This window comes from Streptomonospora arabica, from assembly GCF_039531585.1.
Classification (GTDB): domain Bacteria; phylum Actinomycetota; class Actinomycetes; order Streptosporangiales; family Streptosporangiaceae; genus Streptomonospora; species Streptomonospora halophila.
In genome coordinates this window covers 396,405-410,999 of sequence record NZ_BAAAQI010000003.1, presented here as the reverse complement: position 1 = coordinate 410,999, position 14,595 = coordinate 396,405, and the positions used below count along the sequence as shown (strand labels likewise).

Annotated in this window: 25 protein-coding genes; all 25 read left to right on the top strand. The window is 67.7% G+C overall.

Features of this window, described 5'->3' with window-relative positions; translation table 11 throughout:
* The first annotated feature begins 38 nt into the window (after positions 1-38).
* The 25 genes from tuf (at position 39) to map (ending at position 14,537) form a co-directional block, all read left to right on the top strand.
* Positions 39-1,232 carry an elongation factor Tu gene (tuf, locus tag ABD284_RS08010; RefSeq protein ID WP_344141896.1) on the top strand — a complete coding sequence of 398 codons (1,194 nt, stop codon included), beginning with the start codon at positions 39-41 and terminating at the stop codon, positions 1,230-1,232.
* Positions 1,233-1,492: 260 nt separating this feature from the next.
* A complete protein-coding gene (gene rpsJ / locus ABD284_RS08005) occupies positions 1,493-1,801 on the top strand; it encodes a 30S ribosomal protein S10 (RefSeq protein ID WP_017621536.1) in 309 nt (102 codons plus the stop codon).
* 13 nt (positions 1,802-1,814) lie between these two features.
* Complete coding sequence (gene rplC, locus ABD284_RS08000; protein ID WP_344141894.1) at positions 1,815-2,465, top strand: 50S ribosomal protein L3; 651 nt, start codon at positions 1,815-1,817, stop codon at positions 2,463-2,465.
* Between the two features lie 3 nt (positions 2,466-2,468).
* Positions 2,469-3,146, top strand: coding sequence for a 50S ribosomal protein L4 (gene rplD / locus ABD284_RS07995; RefSeq protein WP_344141892.1), 678 nt, complete (start codon positions 2,469-2,471; stop codon positions 3,144-3,146).
* Positions 3,143-3,433 carry a 50S ribosomal protein L23 gene (rplW, locus tag ABD284_RS07990; protein WP_311545732.1) on the top strand — a complete coding sequence of 97 codons (291 nt, stop codon included), beginning with the start codon at positions 3,143-3,145 and terminating at the stop codon, positions 3,431-3,433. Before rplD ends, rplW begins: the two co-directional genes overlap by 4 nt.
* Positions 3,434-3,507: 74 nt before the next feature.
* Positions 3,508-4,341 (top strand): 50S ribosomal protein L2, encoded by an 834-nt coding sequence (gene rplB, locus ABD284_RS07985; protein ID WP_311545731.1) that lies wholly within the window; start codon positions 3,508-3,510, stop codon positions 4,339-4,341.
* A 12-nt stretch (positions 4,342-4,353) separates the two neighbouring features.
* Entirely contained in the window at positions 4,354-4,632 is a 279-nt protein-coding gene (gene rpsS, locus ABD284_RS07980; protein WP_156001696.1) for a 30S ribosomal protein S19, read from the top strand.
* 71 nt (positions 4,633-4,703) lie between these two features.
* Entirely contained in the window at positions 4,704-5,081 is a 378-nt protein-coding gene (gene rplV / locus ABD284_RS07975) for a 50S ribosomal protein L22 (RefSeq protein WP_156001857.1), read from the top strand.
* A complete protein-coding gene (gene rpsC, locus ABD284_RS07970; protein ID WP_344141889.1) occupies positions 5,081-5,902 on the top strand; it encodes a 30S ribosomal protein S3 in 822 nt (273 codons plus the stop codon). Before rplV ends, rpsC begins: the two co-directional genes overlap by 1 nt.
* A 3-nt stretch (positions 5,903-5,905) precedes the next feature.
* Positions 5,906-6,322, top strand: a complete 417-nt coding sequence (rplP, locus tag ABD284_RS07965) for a 50S ribosomal protein L16 (RefSeq protein ID WP_344141888.1) — start codon at positions 5,906-5,908, stop codon at positions 6,320-6,322.
* A gap of 76 nt (positions 6,323-6,398) precedes the next feature.
* The gene (gene rpmC / locus ABD284_RS07960; protein WP_040274920.1) at positions 6,399-6,653 is read left to right on the top strand and encodes a 50S ribosomal protein L29; all 255 of its coding nucleotides are present in this window, start codon (positions 6,399-6,401) and stop codon (positions 6,651-6,653) included.
* The gene (rpsQ, locus tag ABD284_RS07955) at positions 6,650-6,925 is read left to right on the top strand and encodes a 30S ribosomal protein S17 (protein WP_344141887.1); all 276 of its coding nucleotides are present in this window, start codon (positions 6,650-6,652) and stop codon (positions 6,923-6,925) included. The genes rpmC and rpsQ overlap by 4 nt, the downstream gene beginning before the upstream one ends.
* Positions 6,926-7,030: 105 nt before the next feature.
* Positions 7,031-7,399 carry a 50S ribosomal protein L14 gene (gene rplN / locus ABD284_RS07950; protein WP_311545726.1) on the top strand — a complete coding sequence of 123 codons (369 nt, stop codon included), beginning with the start codon at positions 7,031-7,033 and terminating at the stop codon, positions 7,397-7,399.
* 3 nt (positions 7,400-7,402) lie between these two features.
* Positions 7,403-7,708 (top strand): 50S ribosomal protein L24, encoded by a 306-nt coding sequence (rplX, locus tag ABD284_RS07945; protein WP_311545725.1) that lies wholly within the window; start codon positions 7,403-7,405, stop codon positions 7,706-7,708.
* Positions 7,708-8,292: a 50S ribosomal protein L5 gene (rplE, locus tag ABD284_RS07940; RefSeq protein WP_344141885.1), complete on the top strand. Its 585-nt coding sequence runs from the start codon at positions 7,708-7,710 to the stop codon at positions 8,290-8,292. Before rplX ends, rplE begins: the two co-directional genes overlap by 1 nt.
* 8 nt (positions 8,293-8,300) lie before the next feature.
* Positions 8,301-8,486, top strand: a complete 186-nt coding sequence (locus ABD284_RS07935) for a type Z 30S ribosomal protein S14 (RefSeq protein ID WP_311545723.1) — start codon at positions 8,301-8,303, stop codon at positions 8,484-8,486.
* Positions 8,487-8,786: 300 nt separating this feature from the next.
* On the top strand, positions 8,787-9,185 hold the full coding sequence (gene rpsH, locus ABD284_RS07930; protein WP_344142033.1) for a 30S ribosomal protein S8: 399 nt from the start codon (positions 8,787-8,789) through the stop codon (positions 9,183-9,185).
* A gap of 16 nt (positions 9,186-9,201) precedes the next feature.
* Positions 9,202-9,738 (top strand): 50S ribosomal protein L6, encoded by a 537-nt coding sequence (rplF, locus tag ABD284_RS07925; RefSeq protein WP_344141884.1) that lies wholly within the window; start codon positions 9,202-9,204, stop codon positions 9,736-9,738.
* A gap of 2 nt (positions 9,739-9,740) precedes the next feature.
* Positions 9,741-10,130, top strand: coding sequence for a 50S ribosomal protein L18 (rplR, locus tag ABD284_RS07920; RefSeq protein ID WP_344141883.1), 390 nt, complete (start codon positions 9,741-9,743; stop codon positions 10,128-10,130).
* A gap of 46 nt (positions 10,131-10,176) precedes the next feature.
* Entirely contained in the window at positions 10,177-10,779 is a 603-nt protein-coding gene (rpsE, locus tag ABD284_RS07915) for a 30S ribosomal protein S5 (protein WP_156001687.1), read from the top strand.
* Positions 10,780-10,781: 2 nt separating this feature from the next.
* On the top strand, positions 10,782-10,970 hold the full coding sequence (gene rpmD, locus ABD284_RS07910; protein ID WP_311545720.1) for a 50S ribosomal protein L30: 189 nt from the start codon (positions 10,782-10,784) through the stop codon (positions 10,968-10,970).
* Complete coding sequence (gene rplO, locus ABD284_RS07905) at positions 10,967-11,431, top strand: 50S ribosomal protein L15 (RefSeq protein ID WP_311545719.1); 465 nt, start codon at positions 10,967-10,969, stop codon at positions 11,429-11,431. The genes rpmD and rplO overlap by 4 nt, the downstream gene beginning before the upstream one ends.
* 318 nt (positions 11,432-11,749) lie before the next feature.
* Positions 11,750-13,063: a preprotein translocase subunit SecY gene (secY, locus tag ABD284_RS07900; RefSeq protein WP_344141881.1), complete on the top strand. Its 1,314-nt coding sequence runs from the start codon at positions 11,750-11,752 to the stop codon at positions 13,061-13,063.
* Positions 13,063-13,713, top strand: coding sequence for an adenylate kinase (locus ABD284_RS07895; RefSeq protein WP_344141880.1), 651 nt, complete (start codon positions 13,063-13,065; stop codon positions 13,711-13,713). The genes secY and ABD284_RS07895 overlap by 1 nt, the downstream gene beginning before the upstream one ends.
* Positions 13,713-14,537, top strand: coding sequence for a type I methionyl aminopeptidase (map, locus tag ABD284_RS07890; RefSeq protein WP_344141878.1), 825 nt, complete (start codon positions 13,713-13,715; stop codon positions 14,535-14,537). Before ABD284_RS07895 ends, map begins: the two co-directional genes overlap by 1 nt.
* The last annotated feature ends 58 nt before the right edge of the window (positions 14,538-14,595 follow it).

Sequence of the window (14,595 nt, the reverse complement as noted above, 5' to 3'; positions counted from 1 at the left end):
AGTCCAGCTAGCAACCCTGTACGTCTAGGAGAAATCCAGTGGCGAAGGCCAAGTTCGAGCGGAGCAAGCCGCACGTCAACATCGGCACCATCGGTCACATCGACCACGGTAAGACCACGCTTACCGCCGCCATCACCAAGGTTCTGCACGACGCTTACCCGCAGCTGAACCCGTTCACGCCGTTCGAGGACATCGACAACGCTCCTGAGGAGCGCGAGCGCGGTATCACCATCTCCGTCGCGCACGTCGAGTACGAGACCGAGCAGCGCCACTACGCGCACGTCGACTGCCCCGGCCACGCCGACTACGTGAAGAACATGATCACCGGTGCGGCGCAGATGGACGGTGCCATCCTGGTCGTGGCCGCCACCGACGGCCCGATGCCCCAGACCAAGGAGCACGTGCTCCTGGCCCGCCAGGTCGGCGTGCCCTACATCGTGGTCGCGCTGAACAAGGCCGACATGGTCGACGACGAGGAGATCTTCGACCTGGTCGAGCTGGAGGTCCGCGAGCTCCTCAACGAGTACGAGTTCCCGGGCGACGAGGTTCCGGTCGTTAAGGTCTCCGCGCTGAAGGCGATGGAGGGCGACGCCGAGTGGAGCCAGAACGTCCTCGAGCTGATGAACGCCGTTGACGAGAAGATCCCGAACCCGGAGCGCGACGTCGACAAGCCGTTCCTGATGCCGATCGAGGACGTCTTCTCGATCACCGGCCGCGGGACCGTCGTCACCGGCCGCGTCGAGCGCGGTGTCATCAACGTCAACGAGACCGTCGACATCGTCGGCATCAAGGAAGACAAGCAGACCACCACCGTCACCGGTGTGGAGATGTTCCGCAAGCTGCTCGACCAGGGCCAGGCGGGCGACAACGTCGGTCTGCTCCTGCGCGGCACCAAGCGCGAGGACGTCGAGCGCGGCCAGGTCGTCATCAAGCCCGGCACGACGACCCCGCACACGCAGTTCGAGGCGCAGGTCGTCATCCTGTCCAAGGACGAGGGCGGGCGCCACACGCCCTTCTTCAACAACTACCGTCCGCAGTTCTACTTCCGCACGACCGACGTCACCGGCGTCGTCACGCTGCCGGAGGGCACGGACATGGTCATGCCCGGTGACAACACCGAGATGTCCGTCCAGCTCATCCAGCCGGTCGCGATGGAGGAGGGCCTGCGGTTCGCCATCCGCGAGGGTGGCCGGACCGTCGGCGCGGGCCGAGTGACCAAGATCATCAAGTAGCACGGGACGTGCGGGGGCGGGCCCGGCGACGACGCCGGAACCGCCTCCGGGGGCGGCCGGGCCGCGCGAGACTCGGCCCGGCCGCCCCCGACATGACCGACGTCATCGGGCTCTGTAGCGGTGATGCGCCTCAGGGGACAGCCCTGTTGCAGATTCTCAGGTGAATAGAGCCACCCAAGGGCAAGCCCCTGTGGGGCACGTGCCGGCGGCAGCCGGCGCCGCGCCTCTACGGACACTAAGCGAAGGACGAAAAGGCCACCATGGCGGGACAGAAGATCCGCATTCGGCTCAAAGCCTATGACCATGAGGTCATCGACAGCTCAGCTCGCAAGATCGTCGAGACCGTGACGCGGACTGGTGCGAGCGTCGCTGGCCCGGTGCCGTTGCCGACGGAGAAGAACGTTTACTGCGTCATCCGCTCGCCGCACAAGTACAAGGACTCGCGCGAGCACTTCGAGATGCGCACGCACAAGCGGCTGATCGACATCATCGACCCGACGCCGAAGACCGTCGACTCGCTCATGCGGCTCGACCTCCCGGCCGGCGTCGACATCGAGATCAAGCTTTAAAGGACGCACTGACATGGCCACCAAGCAGATCACGGGAGTACTGGGCGAGAAGCTCGGCATGACCCAGGTCTTCGACGACGCGGGCAGGATCGTGCCCGTGACGGTTCTGAAGGCCGGTCCGTGCGTCGTGACGCGCGTCCGTACTCCGGAGACCGATGGCTACTCCGCCATCCAGATCGGCTACGGGAAGATCAACCCGCGCAAGGTGAACAAGCCGCTCGGCGAGTACCTGCGCAAGCACGATCTCACCCCGCGCCGCCACTACGTCGAGGTTCGCACCACCGACGCCGCCGAGTACCAGCTCGGCCAGGAGCTCACCGCCGACGCCTTCGAGGTCGGCGAGTTCGTCGACATCACCGGCAAGAGCAAGGGCAAGGGCTTCGCCGGCGGGATGAAGCGCCACGGCTTCCGCGGCCTGAGCGCCACCCACGGCACCCAGCGCAAGCACCGTTCGCCCGGCGCCATCGGCGGCTGCGCCACGCCCGGGCGCGTGTTCAAGGGCACCCGGATGGCCGGGCGGATGGGCAACGTGCGCAAGACCATCCAGAACCTCTCCGTCCACTCGGTGGACGCGGAGAAGGGGCTGATCATGGTCAAGGGCTCGGTTCCCGGTCCGAACGGCGGACTGGTGCTCGTCCGCACCGCCGTGAAGGGGGGTAAGTAAGCCATGGCTTCGACCATCAAGGTGAAGGACGCCCAGGGCAAGGCCGGCCGCAGCGTCGAGCTGCCCGAGTCGATCTTCGACCAGAAGGCGAACATCCCGCTGATGCACCAGGTCGTGCTGAGCCAGGAGGCCGCCGGCCGCCAGGGCACGCACGCCACCAAGACCCGCGGCATGGTCCGCGGCGGCGGCAAGAAGCCCTACCGCCAGAAGGGGACCGGTCGCGCCCGCCAGGGCTCGACGCGCGCTCCGCAGTTCGTGGGCGGCGGCACGGTCCACGGCCCGCAGCCGCGCGACTACACGCAGCGGACTCCCAAGAAGATGAAGGCCGCGGCACTGCGCAGCGCGCTCTCCGACCGCGCCCGCCACGACCGCGTGCACATCGTCAGCGAGTTCGTCGGCGAGGACGTCGCCACCAAGCGCACCCAGACCGCGCTGAAGGCGCTGCGCCAGGTCACCGCCTCCGCCAAGGTGCTGGTCGTGCTGGAGCGCGCGGACGAGCACAACCGGCTCGCCCTGCGCAACGTTCCCGAGGTGCACATCCTCGACGCCGACCAGGTGAACACCCGCGACGTCCTCTACTGCGACGACGTGGTCTTCACCGAGCGGGGCTACGAGGAGTTCCTGGCCCACGCTCAGGGCACCGCCAAGGCGGTGCGCGAGTCGCAGGAGGAGGACCAGTGAGGATCCCCGACCCTCGGGACATCATCGTCGAGCCGGTGATCTCCGAGAAGAGCTACGGGCTCATGGACCAGAACAAGTACACGTTCCTGGTCCAGCCCACGGCCAACAAGACGCAGATCAAGATCGCGGTGGAGAAGATCTTCGAGGTGAAGGTCACCAGCGTGAACACGATCAACCGTCCGGGCAAGCGCAAGCGGACCCGCTTCGGGTACGGCAAGCGCCCCGACACCAAGCGGGCGATCGTGAGCCTGCGTGACGGCGACCGGATCGACATTTTCGGCGTGTGAGCGTTTCGCCGCACAGGCGAGCCGGTCCCCCGAGCGATCGCAACGAGTAATACGCAAAGGAATGCGCGAAGAAGATGGGCATTCGTAAGTACAAGCCGACCTCACCAGGTCGCCGCGGCGGAAGCGTGGCCGACTTCGTCGAGATCACGCGCGACCACCCGGAGAAGTCGCTGGTGCGGCCGCTCCACTCCAAGGGCGGTCGCAACGGCAAGGGCCGCATCACCGCCCGCCACCAGGGCGGCGGGCACAAGCGGGCCTACCGGGTGATCGACTTCCGCCGCCACGACAAGGACGGCGTCCCCGCCAAGGTCGCCCACATCGAGTACGACCCCAACCGCACCGCGCGGATCGCGCTGCTGCACTACGTGGACGGCGAGAAGCGCTACATCCTGGCGCCCGCCGGCCTCAAGCAGGGCGCCCGCGTGGAGAACGGCCCCAACTCCGACATCAAGCCGGGCAACTGCCTCCCGCTGCGCAACATCCCCACGGGTACCTTCGTGCACGCGGTCGAGCTGAAGCCCGGCGGCGGCGCGAAGCTGGGCCGGTCGGCCGGGTCGCAGATCCAGCTCCTGGCCAAGGAGGGCGCCTACGCCACGCTGCGCATGCCCTCCGGCGAGATGCGCCAGGTCGAGGTGACCTGCCGCGCCACCGTCGGCCAGGTGGGCAACGCCGAGCAGTCCAACATCAACTGGGGCAAGGCCGGACGCAACCGCTGGCGGGGCAAGCGCCCCACCGTCCGCGGTGTCGCCATGAACCCGGTCGACCACCCGCTCGGAGGTGGCGAAGGCAAGAGCTCGGGCGGCCGGCACCCGGTCAGCCCCTGGGGCAAGCCCGAGGGGCGCACCCGCAGGCCGAACAAGCCCAGTGACCGGCTCATCGTGCGTCGGCGTAGCAAGAAGAAGCGGTAAGGAGCACGTCTGATGCCACGTAGCCTTAAGAAGGGTCCCTTCGTCGACGACCACCTGATCAAGAAGGTGGAAGAGCAGAACGAGAAGGGCACCAAGAACGTCATCAAGACGTGGTCGCGGCGTTCCATGGTCGTTCCCGAGATGATCGGGCACACCATCGCCGTCCACGACGGCCGCAAGCACGTCCCGGTGTTCGTCTCCGAGTCGATGGTCGGTCACAAGCTCGGCGAGTTCGCTCCCACGCGCACTTTCCGCAGCCACGTCAAGGAAGACCGCCGTAGCCGCCGCTAGCGGTTGCATTAGGAGTAAGAGCCATTACCCCACGGTGCGTGGGGGTGATTTCCGTGAGCGAGGGAAAAGCGATGGGAACGAGGGCACAGGCACGGTTCGTCCGTGTTACGCCCCGAAAGGCCCGCCGGGTGGTGGACCTTATTCGCGGGTTGCCCGCTGACGAGGCACAGGCGGTGCTCCGGTTCGCGCCTCAGGCGGCGAGTGAACCGGTGGGCAAGGTGCTCGCGAGCGCCATCGCCAATGCCGAGCACAACGACAAGCTGGACCGCGAGACGCTGGTGGTCGGTGGAGCTTGGGTGGACGAGGGTCCGACCCTGAAGCGCATCCGGCCGCGCGGCTTCGGCCGCGCGTTCCGGGTCACCAAGCGGACGAGCCACATCACTGTGGTCGTTGAGCCGCGTGAGACCGCGGGCGCCTCGTCGACCAAGACGAAGGAGAGGACCCGATAGTGGGGCAGAAGGTCAACCCGCACGGGTTCCGACTCGGCGTTACCACCGACTACAAGACCCGGTGGTATGCCGACAAGCTGTACAAGGACTACGTCAAGGAAGACGTGGCCATCCGCCGGATGCTGAACCGCGGCATGGAGCGCGCCGGGATCTCCAAGGTCGAGATCGAGCGCACCCGTGAGCGCGTCCGCGTCGACATCCACACCGCCCGGCCGGGCATCGTCATCGGCCGCCGCGGTTCGGAGGCCGACCGCATCCGCGCCGACCTGGAGAAGCTGACCAACAAGAAGCAGGTCCAGCTCAACATCCTCGAGGTCAAGAACCCGGAGACCGACGCTCAGCTCGTCGCTCAGGGTGTGGCGGAGCAGCTGTCCAGCCGAGTCGCGTTCCGTCGGGCGATGCGCAAGGCCATGCAGAGTGCGATGAAGAGCGGGGCCAAGGGCATCCGCATCCAGTGCGGAGGCCGCCTCGGCGGTGCCGAGATGTCGCGTTCGGAGTTCTACCGCGAGGGCCGCGTGCCCCTGCACACGCTCCGCGCCGACATCGACTACGGCTTCTTCGAGGCCCGCACCACCTTCGGCCGGATCGGCGTGAAGGTGTGGATCTACAAGGGCGACGCTCCCGCGACCCGCGCCGAGCGCGAGGCGGCCCAGGCCGCGCAGCGCGCTCCGGGCGGTGGCGGCGGCGGTGGCGCGGGCCAGCGCCGTGAGCGCCCCGGGCGCCGTCGCCGCGGTGGCCAGGGCCAGCAGGGCGAGGCCAAGGCCGGCGCCGGTGCCGAGTCCGGTCAGGGCGCGGAGAAGTCCGGGAACGAGGGGAGCTGACCGATGCTGATTCCCCGCAAGATCAAGTACCGCAAGCAGCACCACCCCGACCTTACGGGGCGGGCCAAGGGCGGCACGAAGGTCAACTTCGGCGAGTACGGCATCCAGGCGCTGGACGCCGCCTACGTCACCAACCGGCAGATCGAGGCCGCCCGTATCGCCATGACGCGGCACATCCGCCGTGGCGGCAAGGTGTGGATCAACATCTTCCCGGACCGCCCCATCACCAAGAAGCCGGCCGAGACCCGCATGGGCTCCGGCAAGGGTTCGCCCGAGTGGTGGGTGGCGCCGGTCAAGCCCGGGCGCGTCATGTTCGAGCTGTCGGGTGTGCCGGAGCCGATCGCCAAGGAGGCCATGCGCCGGGCGATGCACAAGCTCCCCATGAGGTGCAAGTTCGTGAAGCGCGAGGTGGAGGCGTGATGCGGGCGACGCAGAAGCTCCCCATGCGGTGCTTGCCGAAGACATGCAAGTTCGTGAAGCGCGAAGTGGAGGCGTGATGGCGAAGTCCCTGACCGCCCAGGAGCTGCGCGGCCAGTCCGTCGAGGACCTGGTGGGCAAGCTCAAGGAGGCGAAGGAAGAGCTGTTCAACCTCCGCTTCCAGGCCGCCACCGGGCAGCTGGACAACCACAGCCGGCTGCGCACCGTCAAGCGTGAGATCGCCCGGATCTACACGGTCATGCGCGAGCACGAGCTCGGAATCATGCCGCTTACCGGTGAGTCGGCTGAGAAGACGAAGGAAGCAGCCGAATGAGCGAGACCACGCAGAGTTCGACGCGGAACTACCGCAAGGTGCGCGAGGGCTACGTCGTCAGCGACAAGATGTCCAAGACGGTCGTCGTCGAGGTCGAGGACCGCGTGAAGCACTCGCTTTACGGCAAGGTCATCCGCCGCACCACCAAGTACAAGGCCCACGACGAGGGTGAGACCTGCGGCGTCGGCGACCGGGTGCGCATGATGGAGACCCGGCCGATGTCCGCGACCAAGCGCTGGCGCGTCGTGGAGATCCTGGAGAAGGCCAAGTAACCCCCGGATCCGGCGGCCGGTTCGTGGAGATCGGCCGCCCCAGGGGTGTGACCACCTAGCAGCGCGGGCCCTGGCGGGCCACGCGCGCACAAATCAGGAGCAGACGTGATTCAGCAGGAGTCGCGACTCAAGGTCGCCGACAACACGGGGGCCAAGGAGATCTTGACCATCCGTGTCCTCGGCGGCTCGGGTCGGCGCTACGCGGGCATCGGCGACACCATCGTGGCGACAGTCAAGGACGCCCTCCCCGCCGCGGGCGTGAAGAAGGGCGATGTCGTCAAGGCCGTGATCGTGCGCACCTCCAAGGAGCGCCGCCGGCCCGACGGCTCCTACATCCGCTTCGATGAGAACGCCGCCGTGCTCATCAAGGACGGTGGGGACCCGCGCGGCACCCGCATCTTCGGACCGGTCGGCCGCGAGCTGCGGGACAAGAAGTACATGCGCATCATCTCGCTAGCGCCGGAGGTGCTCTAGGCGATGAAGATCAAGAAGGACGACGAGGTCGTCGTCATCGCCGGCAAGGACAAGGGTGCCACCGGGAAGGTCATCAAGGCCCTGCCCCGGGAGCAGCGTGTCGTCGTCGAAGGCGTCAACCTCATCAAGAAGCACAAGCGGGCGAACCCGGCGGGCGGCCAGCAGGGCGAGGTCGTCACCATGGAGGCCCCGATCCACGTGAGCAACGTCGCGATCGTGGACGACGGCCAGCCCACGCGCGTCGGTTACCGCTTCGAGGAAGACGGAACCAAGGTTCGGATCTCCCGCCGTACCGGTAAGGACATCTGATGACGGTCGACACTGAGACCTCCGCCCCGAAGGCCCCGGAGATGCCGCGGCTGAAGGAGAAGTACCGCTCGGAGATCATCGCGGCCCTGCGCGAGGAGTTCGGGATCGGCAACATCATGCAGATCCCCGGTCTGACCAAGATCGTGGTGAACATGGGTGTGGGCGACGCCGCGCGCGACGCCAAGCTGATCCAGGGCGCGGTGAACGACCTCTCGCTGATCACCGGCCAGAAGCCGCGGATCAACCGGGCGAAGAACTCGATCGCGCAGTTCAAGCTGCGCGAGGGCATGCCGATCGGCGCCAGCGTCACGCTGCGCGGCGACCGGATGTGGGAGTTCCTCGACCGGCTGCTCTCGCTGGCGCTGCCCCGGATCCGCGACTTCCGCGGGCTCTCGCCCAAGCAGTTCGACGGGCGCGGGAACTACACCTTCGGGCTGACCGAGCAGGTCATGTTCCACGAGATCGACCCCGACAAGGTCGACCGGCAGCGCGGAATGGACATCACGGTCGTCACCTCGGCGACCACCGACGACGAGGGGCGCAGCCTGCTGAAGCGGCTCGGCTTCCCCTTCAAGGAGTCCTAGGGGAGACCATGGCTAAGAAGGCTCTGATCGCCAAGGCGAACCGCAAGCAGAAGTTCGGCGTTCGCGCATATACTCGGTGCTCGCGGTGCGGCCGTCCGCGCGCCGTCTTCAGGAAGTTCGGCCTGTGCCGCATCTGCTTCCGCGAGATGGCCCACCGCGGCGAGCTCCCCGGCATCGCCAAGGCGAGCTGGTAGGTCCCCTGCGCCCGTGCCCGCCGGACCAGCGCCACGGTGCGCGGTCCTCGGCGGGCACAGGCGCGGCCGCTCCGGCGGCCGCCTGCTCGCACAGCGGACTGTAGGAATCGCGGTCCCGGCCCCGGCCGGAACCGCGAGCGACAACCGACACCAACCGACAGGGCACGGTGCCGAGCACATCGGCGCGGTGTCCATGACCACGCCGTAGGTCCTAGAGGAGCCCGCGTCCGGCGCGGGAACAGGCGCTGAAGGGAAGCGCCTGTCCTTGGGGAAACCGCGGTGAGGAAGGGCCTATCGGCCATGACGATGACCGACCCGATCGCAGACATGCTTACGCGTCTGCGTAACGCGAATTCGGCTTACCACGACAGCGTGGTCATGCCGTATTCCAAGATCAAGGCGCACATCGCCGAGATCCTCCAGCAGGAGGGCTTCGTGCAGGGCTGGAGCTCCGAGGACGCCACCGTGGGCAAGAACCTGGTGGTGGAGCTCAAGTACGGCCCCACGCGCGAGCGCTCCATCGCCGGCGTACGGCGGGTCTCCAAGCCCGGCCTGCGCGTCTACGCGAAGAAGGACAACCTTCCGCGCGTGCTGGGAGGCCTCGGCGTCGCCATCATTTCGACGTCCGGCGGCCTGATGACCGACAAGCAGGCCAAGAAGCGCGGCGTGGGCGGCGAAGTCCTCGCCTACGTCTGGTAGAGGGAGGGATTTCGACATGTCGCGTATTGGTCGACGGCCGATCTCGGTTCCCAAGGGCGTCGAGGTCACCATCGACGGGCAGGACGTCACGGTCAAGGGCCCGAAGGGCGAGCTGAGCCACCGGGTGGCCGAGCCCATCACGATCGCATGGGAAGACGACGCGCTGCGCGTGGACCGGCCCGACGACAAGCCGGACAACCGCTCGCTGCACGGGCTCACCCGTGCGCTCATCGCCAACCTCGTCGAGGGTGTCTCCAACGGATACTCCAAGACGCTGGAGATCCACGGTGTCGGTTACCGGGTCCAGGCGCGGGGCTCCAACCTGGAGTTCTCCCTGGGCTTCAGCCACCCGGTCGTGGTGGAACCGCCCGAAGGCATCAGCTTCCGCGTCGAGAAGCCGACCGTGCTGCACGTCGACGGCATCGACAAGCAGCTCGTGGGCCAGGTCGCCTCGAACATCCGCAACCTGCGCAGGCCCGACCCCTACAAGGCCAAGGGCGTGCGCTACCAGGGTGAGCGCATCCGCCGCAAGGCCGGAAAGGCTGGTAAGTAGTCATGGGCAAGTCCACGACGCTGACCCGCAGCAAGGGGACGGCCAAGCGCGCGAGTTCCCGTGCGCGGCGCCACCTTCGGGTCCGCAAGAAGATCTCGGGCACCCCGGCGCGCCCGCGTCTGGTGGTGTTCCGCTCCTCCAAGCACATCGTCGCCCAGATCGTGGACGACACTCGGCACCACACGCTGGTGGCGGCCTCGACGCTCGACCGCGACATCCGCGACGGCGAGGGCACCAAGTCCGAGAAGTCCCGCAAGGTCGGCGAGCTGCTTGCCCAGCGCGCGAAGGCGGCCGACATCTCGGCGGTCGTGTTCGACCGCGGCGGCTACCGGTACCACGGCCGCGTGGCCGAGCTCGCCGACGGCGCGCGCTCCGGCGGACTGGAGTTCTGATGAACCCGGTCGCAAGCATTTTCACCAACGGGAAGAGGAACCACTGATGGCTGCAGCTCCGCGGCGCGGCGCCGGTGGCGAGCGGCGTGACCGCCGTGACGATCGCCGCGGCGGCGCCGCAGACAAGGGTGTCTCCTACATCGAGAAAGTCGTGACCATCAACCGGGTCGCCAAGGTGGTCAAGGGCGGTCGGCGCTTCAGCTTCACCGCTCTGGTCGTCGTCGGCGACGGCAACGGCATGGTCGGCGTCGGCTACGGGAAGGCCAAAGAGGTCCCCGCGGCCATCGCCAAGGGCGTCGAGACCGCGAAGAAGAACTTCTTCCGCGTCCCGCGCGTCCAGGGCACGATCACGCACCGGGTCCAGGGCGAGGACGCCGCCGGCGTCGTGCTCCTGCGCCCGGCCGCGCCCGGTACCGGTGTCATCGCCGGCGGTCCGGTCCGCGCTGTGCTGGAGTGCGCGGGCATCCACGACGTGCTGAGCAAGTCGCTGGGCTCGTCGAACCCGCTGAACATCGTGCACGCCACCGTCGCCGCGCTCAAGGACCTCAACCAGCCCGAGGAGATCGCCGCTCGGCGCGGTCTCCCGCTGGAGGACGTGGCTCCGGCCGCCATGCTGCGCGCCCGTGCAGAGGCGAAGGCGGGTGCCTGACCATGGCGAACAAGCTGAAGATCACCCAGGTCCGCTCCAAGATCGGCGGCAAGCAGAACCAGCGCGACACTCTGCGGTCGCTCGGACTGCGCAAGATCGGCTCGTCGGTGGTGCGTGAGGACAACCCCTCCGTCCGCGGGCAGATCAACGTCGTCGCGCACCTCGTGAATGTCGAGGAGGTCGACGCATGAGCGACTACACGCCTGACGAGCCGCTGAAGCTGCACCACCTGAAGCCGGCTCCGGGCTCCAACAAGGCCAAGATCCGCAAGGGTCGCGGCGAGGCGTCCAAGGGCAAGACCGCGGGCCGCGGCACCAAGGGCACCAAGGCCCGCTCCACGGTGCCGGCCGGGTTCGAGGGCGGCCAGATGCCCCTGATCCGGCGCGTGCCCAAGCTCAAGGGCTTCAGCAACGCCCGGTTCAAGACCACCTACCAGGTGGTCAACCTGGACCGGCTGGGCGAGCTGTACCCCGAGGGCGGCGAGGTCACCGTCGAGAGCCTGGTCGCCAAGGGCGCGGTTCGCAAGAACCAGCCCGTCAAGGTGCTGGGCGAGGGCGAGATCTCGGTCGCCGTCCAGGTGTCCGTGGACGCGTGCTCGTCGTCGGCCCGGGAGAAGATCACCGCGGCCGGTGGCAGCGTCACCGAGCGGTAGGAATGACCTACGCGTCGCGTCAGAGGCGCCTGCCGGACCTCCCACGGGGTGGGAACCGGCGGGCGCCTCTGCGCGTTCAGCGGCGGGTTGAGGTAGTTTCGGGGGCACTGCCCGCGTGCTGTCGCCTCGCCACGGGGCGTGACGCCCTGTGAGCTGGACGATCCTTATCCCCCCGCGATTGGCTGTTACAGTGCGATACTGCTTGACCCAAGACCTCAGGGTCCCGGGGCCCCTCCCGGGACCGACGTGCTACGACGATTCTGGATCGGCCGCGATGTCTGGAACCGGTTCCGCCGCCGAAACCTCGCAGGAGGAGACGTGCTAGGTGCGTTCATCCGTGCGTTCCGCACGCCTGACCTCCGCAACAAGCTGCTTTTCACGCTGTTCATCCTGACCATCTTCCGGTTGGGGGCGGTGATTCCGGCGCCGGGCATCAACTCGGCCGCCATCCGCGAACAGCTGGAGTCGGTTCAGGCGCAGGACTCCACCGGAGTCTTCACGCTGCTGAACCTCTTCAGCGGAGGCGCACTGTTCCAGCTGGCGGTCTTCGCGCTGGGGATCATGCCCTACATCACCGCGAGCATCATCATCAACCTGCTCACGGTCGTGGTTCCGCGCCTGGAGGCCCTCAAGAAGGAGGGCCAGGCCGGCCAGGGCAAGATCACCCAGTACACGCGCTACCTGACACTGCTGCTGGCGGTCCTGCAGTCCTCCAGCATCGTCGCCATGGCGCGCACCGGGCAGCTGTTCCAGGGCCAGATCCCGGTGAGCACGTACATGCCCAACCAGGACCCGCTGACCCTGGTGACCATCGTCATCACCATGACCGCGGGCACCGGCGTGATCATGTGGTTCGGCGAGCTGATCACCGAGCGCGGGGTCGGCAACGGCATGTCGCTGCTGATCTTCACCACGGTGGTGGCGGGCTTCCCCTCGGCGATGACCACGATGTTCCAGGAGCAGGAGACCTGGATCTTCGCCGTCATCTGCGTGGCGGGCCTGGTGCTGATCGCCGGCGTGGTCTTCATCGAGCAGGCGCAGCGCCGGATCCCGGTGCAGTACGCCAAGCGCATGGTGGGCCGCCGGATGTACGGGGGCAGCTCCACCTACATCCCGCTGAAGGTCAACCAGGCCGGCATCATCCCGGTGATCTTCGCGTCGTCGCTGCTGTACCTGCCGCAGCTGGCCGTGGGCCTGATGGGCCAGGACGCCGACAACCCGGTCGCCGACTTCATCAACCAGTACTTCATCTCGGGCACGCACCCGGTGTACATGGCCACGTTCTTCGCGATGATCATCGGCTTCGCGTTCTTCTACGTGGCCATCACCTTCAACCCCGCTGAAGTCGCCGACAACATGAAGAAGTACGGTGGGTTCATCCCGGGTATCCGGCCCGGACGTCCGACCGCCGAGTACCTGGACTACGTCCTCACCCGGCTGACGACGCCCGGTTCGCTGTACCTCGGGCTGATCGCTCTGCTGCCGATGATCGCGCTGGGAGCCTCCGGTGCGACGCAGAACTTCCCGTTCGGCGGTACGAGCATCCTGATCATGGTCGGTGTCGGGCTGGACACGGTGAAGCAGATCGAGAGTCACCTCCAGCAGCGGAACTACGAAGGTTTCTTGCGATAGTGCGTGCCGTATTGGTGGGACCCCCGGGAGCCGGAAAAGGCACCCAGGCCCAGATCTTGGCGTCCGAATTGTCCATTCCGAAGGTGTCCACAGGCGACATCTTCCGTGCCAACGTCAGCGGTGGCACCGAGCTCGGGAAACAGGCGAAGGCCTACATGGACCGGGGTGACCTCGTCCCCGACGAGGTCACCAACGCGATGGTCCGCGACCGGCTCAAAGAGGAGGACGCCCGGGGCGGCTTCCTGCTCGACGGCTTCCCGCGCAACGTCGCCCAGGCCGAGGAGCTGAACAAGATCCTCGACGACCTGGGCGTGCGGCTGGACGCCGTGCTGGAGCTCAAGGTCGACGAGGAGGAGATCGTCAAGCGGCTCTCCGGTCGCCGGCAGTGCCGCAACTGCAACCGCGTCCACCACGTCGAGTTCGAGCCGCCCGCGGCCGAGGGCGTGTGCGACGACTGCGGCGGCGAGCTGTTCCAGCGCGACGACGACCGCGAAGAGGTCGTCCGCCACCGCATGGAGGTCTACCGCGAGCAGACCGAGCCGCTGGTGTCCTTCTACCAGGGCGAGGGCATCCTGGTGGCGATCGACGCCACAGGCGGCGTGGACGCCGTGACCGAGCGGGCCAAGGCCGCACTGCGAAGCGACGCCTGATGTTCCGCAAGGCGGATCCGCCGGTCCAGCTGAAGACGGCCGCCGAGATCGCGAAGATGCGTGAAGCGGGCAAGGTGGTGGCGCGCACGCTCGACACGCTGCGCGCCGCCGTCGAGCCCGGTATGAGCACGCTGGACCTCGACGCCGTCGCCGAACGCTGCATTCGCGACGCCGGCGCCGTGCCCTCGTTCAAGGGCTACTACGGGTTCACCGGCTCCATCTGCGCCTCGGTGAACGAGGAGGTCGTCCACGGCATCCCGCGCGCCGGAAAGACGCTGCGCGAGGGCGACCTCGTCTCCATCGACTGCGGCGCGATCCTGGACGGCTGGCACGGCGACTCCGCGATCACCCTCGCGGTCGGCGAGGCCCGCCCGCAGGACGCGAGGCTGATGGACGTCTGCGAGGAGGCCATGTGGCGGGGGATCGCCGAGCTGCGGCCCGGTAAGCGGCTGGGCGACATCGGCGCCGCGATCGACGGCTACATGCGCTCGCAGGGGCGCTTCGGCAACGTGCAGGAGTACGGCGGGCACGGCATCGGCACCGAGATGCACATGGACCCGCACGTGCTCAACTACGGGCGGCGCGGCAAGGGCCAGGAACTGGTCGAGGGCATGTGCCTGGCGATCGAGCCGATGGCCAACGCCGGCACCCGCCACGTGGTCGAGCTGGACGACGGCTGGACCGTCGTCACCCGCGACGGCGAGCGTTCGACCCACTTCGAGCACTCGGTGGCCATCACGGCCGACGGCCCGCTGGTGCTGACGGCCCGCGAGGAGAACCGCGAGCGCATCGCCGCGCTCGGGTTCTGCGACCCCGGCTTCTAGTACTTCGGGCGCCACGGGGATCGGGTCCGGTCCGGGGGGACGCGCGCGGAGCGGTACG

Excerpts from the sequence above, each read along its gene's own strand:
- rplE (WP_344141885.1), top strand. The coding sequence starts at position 7,708 with ATGACGGTCGACACTGAGACCTCCGCCCCGAAGGCCCCGGAGATGCCG.
- rpsH (WP_344142033.1), top strand. The coding sequence starts at position 8,787 with ATGACGATGACCGACCCGATCGCAGACATGCTTACGCGTCTGCGTAAC.
- rplP (WP_344141888.1), top strand. The coding sequence starts at position 5,906 with ATGCTGATTCCCCGCAAGATCAAGTACCGCAAGCAGCACCACCCCGAC.
- rpsE (WP_156001687.1), top strand. The coding sequence starts at position 10,177 with ATGGCTGCAGCTCCGCGGCGCGGCGCCGGTGGCGAGCGGCGTGACCGC.
- rplD (WP_344141892.1), top strand. The coding sequence starts at position 2,469 with ATGGCTTCGACCATCAAGGTGAAGGACGCCCAGGGCAAGGCCGGCCGC.
- rpsQ (WP_344141887.1), top strand. The coding sequence starts at position 6,650 with ATGAGCGAGACCACGCAGAGTTCGACGCGGAACTACCGCAAGGTGCGC.
- ABD284_RS07935 (WP_311545723.1), top strand. The coding sequence starts at position 8,301 with ATGGCTAAGAAGGCTCTGATCGCCAAGGCGAACCGCAAGCAGAAGTTC.
- rpsS (WP_156001696.1), top strand. The coding sequence starts at position 4,354 with ATGCCACGTAGCCTTAAGAAGGGTCCCTTCGTCGACGACCACCTGATC.
- map (WP_344141878.1), top strand. The coding sequence starts at position 13,713 with ATGTTCCGCAAGGCGGATCCGCCGGTCCAGCTGAAGACGGCCGCCGAG.
- rplX (WP_311545725.1), top strand. The coding sequence starts at position 7,403 with ATGAAGATCAAGAAGGACGACGAGGTCGTCGTCATCGCCGGCAAGGAC.
- rplF (WP_344141884.1), top strand. The coding sequence starts at position 9,202 with ATGTCGCGTATTGGTCGACGGCCGATCTCGGTTCCCAAGGGCGTCGAG.
- rpmD (WP_311545720.1), top strand. The coding sequence starts at position 10,782 with ATGGCGAACAAGCTGAAGATCACCCAGGTCCGCTCCAAGATCGGCGGC.
- rplC (WP_344141894.1), top strand. The coding sequence starts at position 1,815 with ATGGCCACCAAGCAGATCACGGGAGTACTGGGCGAGAAGCTCGGCATG.
- rplB (WP_311545731.1), top strand. The coding sequence starts at position 3,508 with ATGGGCATTCGTAAGTACAAGCCGACCTCACCAGGTCGCCGCGGCGGA.
- rplV (WP_156001857.1), top strand. The coding sequence starts at position 4,704 with ATGGGAACGAGGGCACAGGCACGGTTCGTCCGTGTTACGCCCCGAAAG.
- rpmC (WP_040274920.1), top strand. The coding sequence starts at position 6,399 with ATGGCGAAGTCCCTGACCGCCCAGGAGCTGCGCGGCCAGTCCGTCGAG.
- rplO (WP_311545719.1), top strand. The coding sequence starts at position 10,967 with ATGAGCGACTACACGCCTGACGAGCCGCTGAAGCTGCACCACCTGAAG.
- rpsJ (WP_017621536.1), top strand. The coding sequence starts at position 1,493 with ATGGCGGGACAGAAGATCCGCATTCGGCTCAAAGCCTATGACCATGAG.
- rplR (WP_344141883.1), top strand. The coding sequence starts at position 9,741 with ATGGGCAAGTCCACGACGCTGACCCGCAGCAAGGGGACGGCCAAGCGC.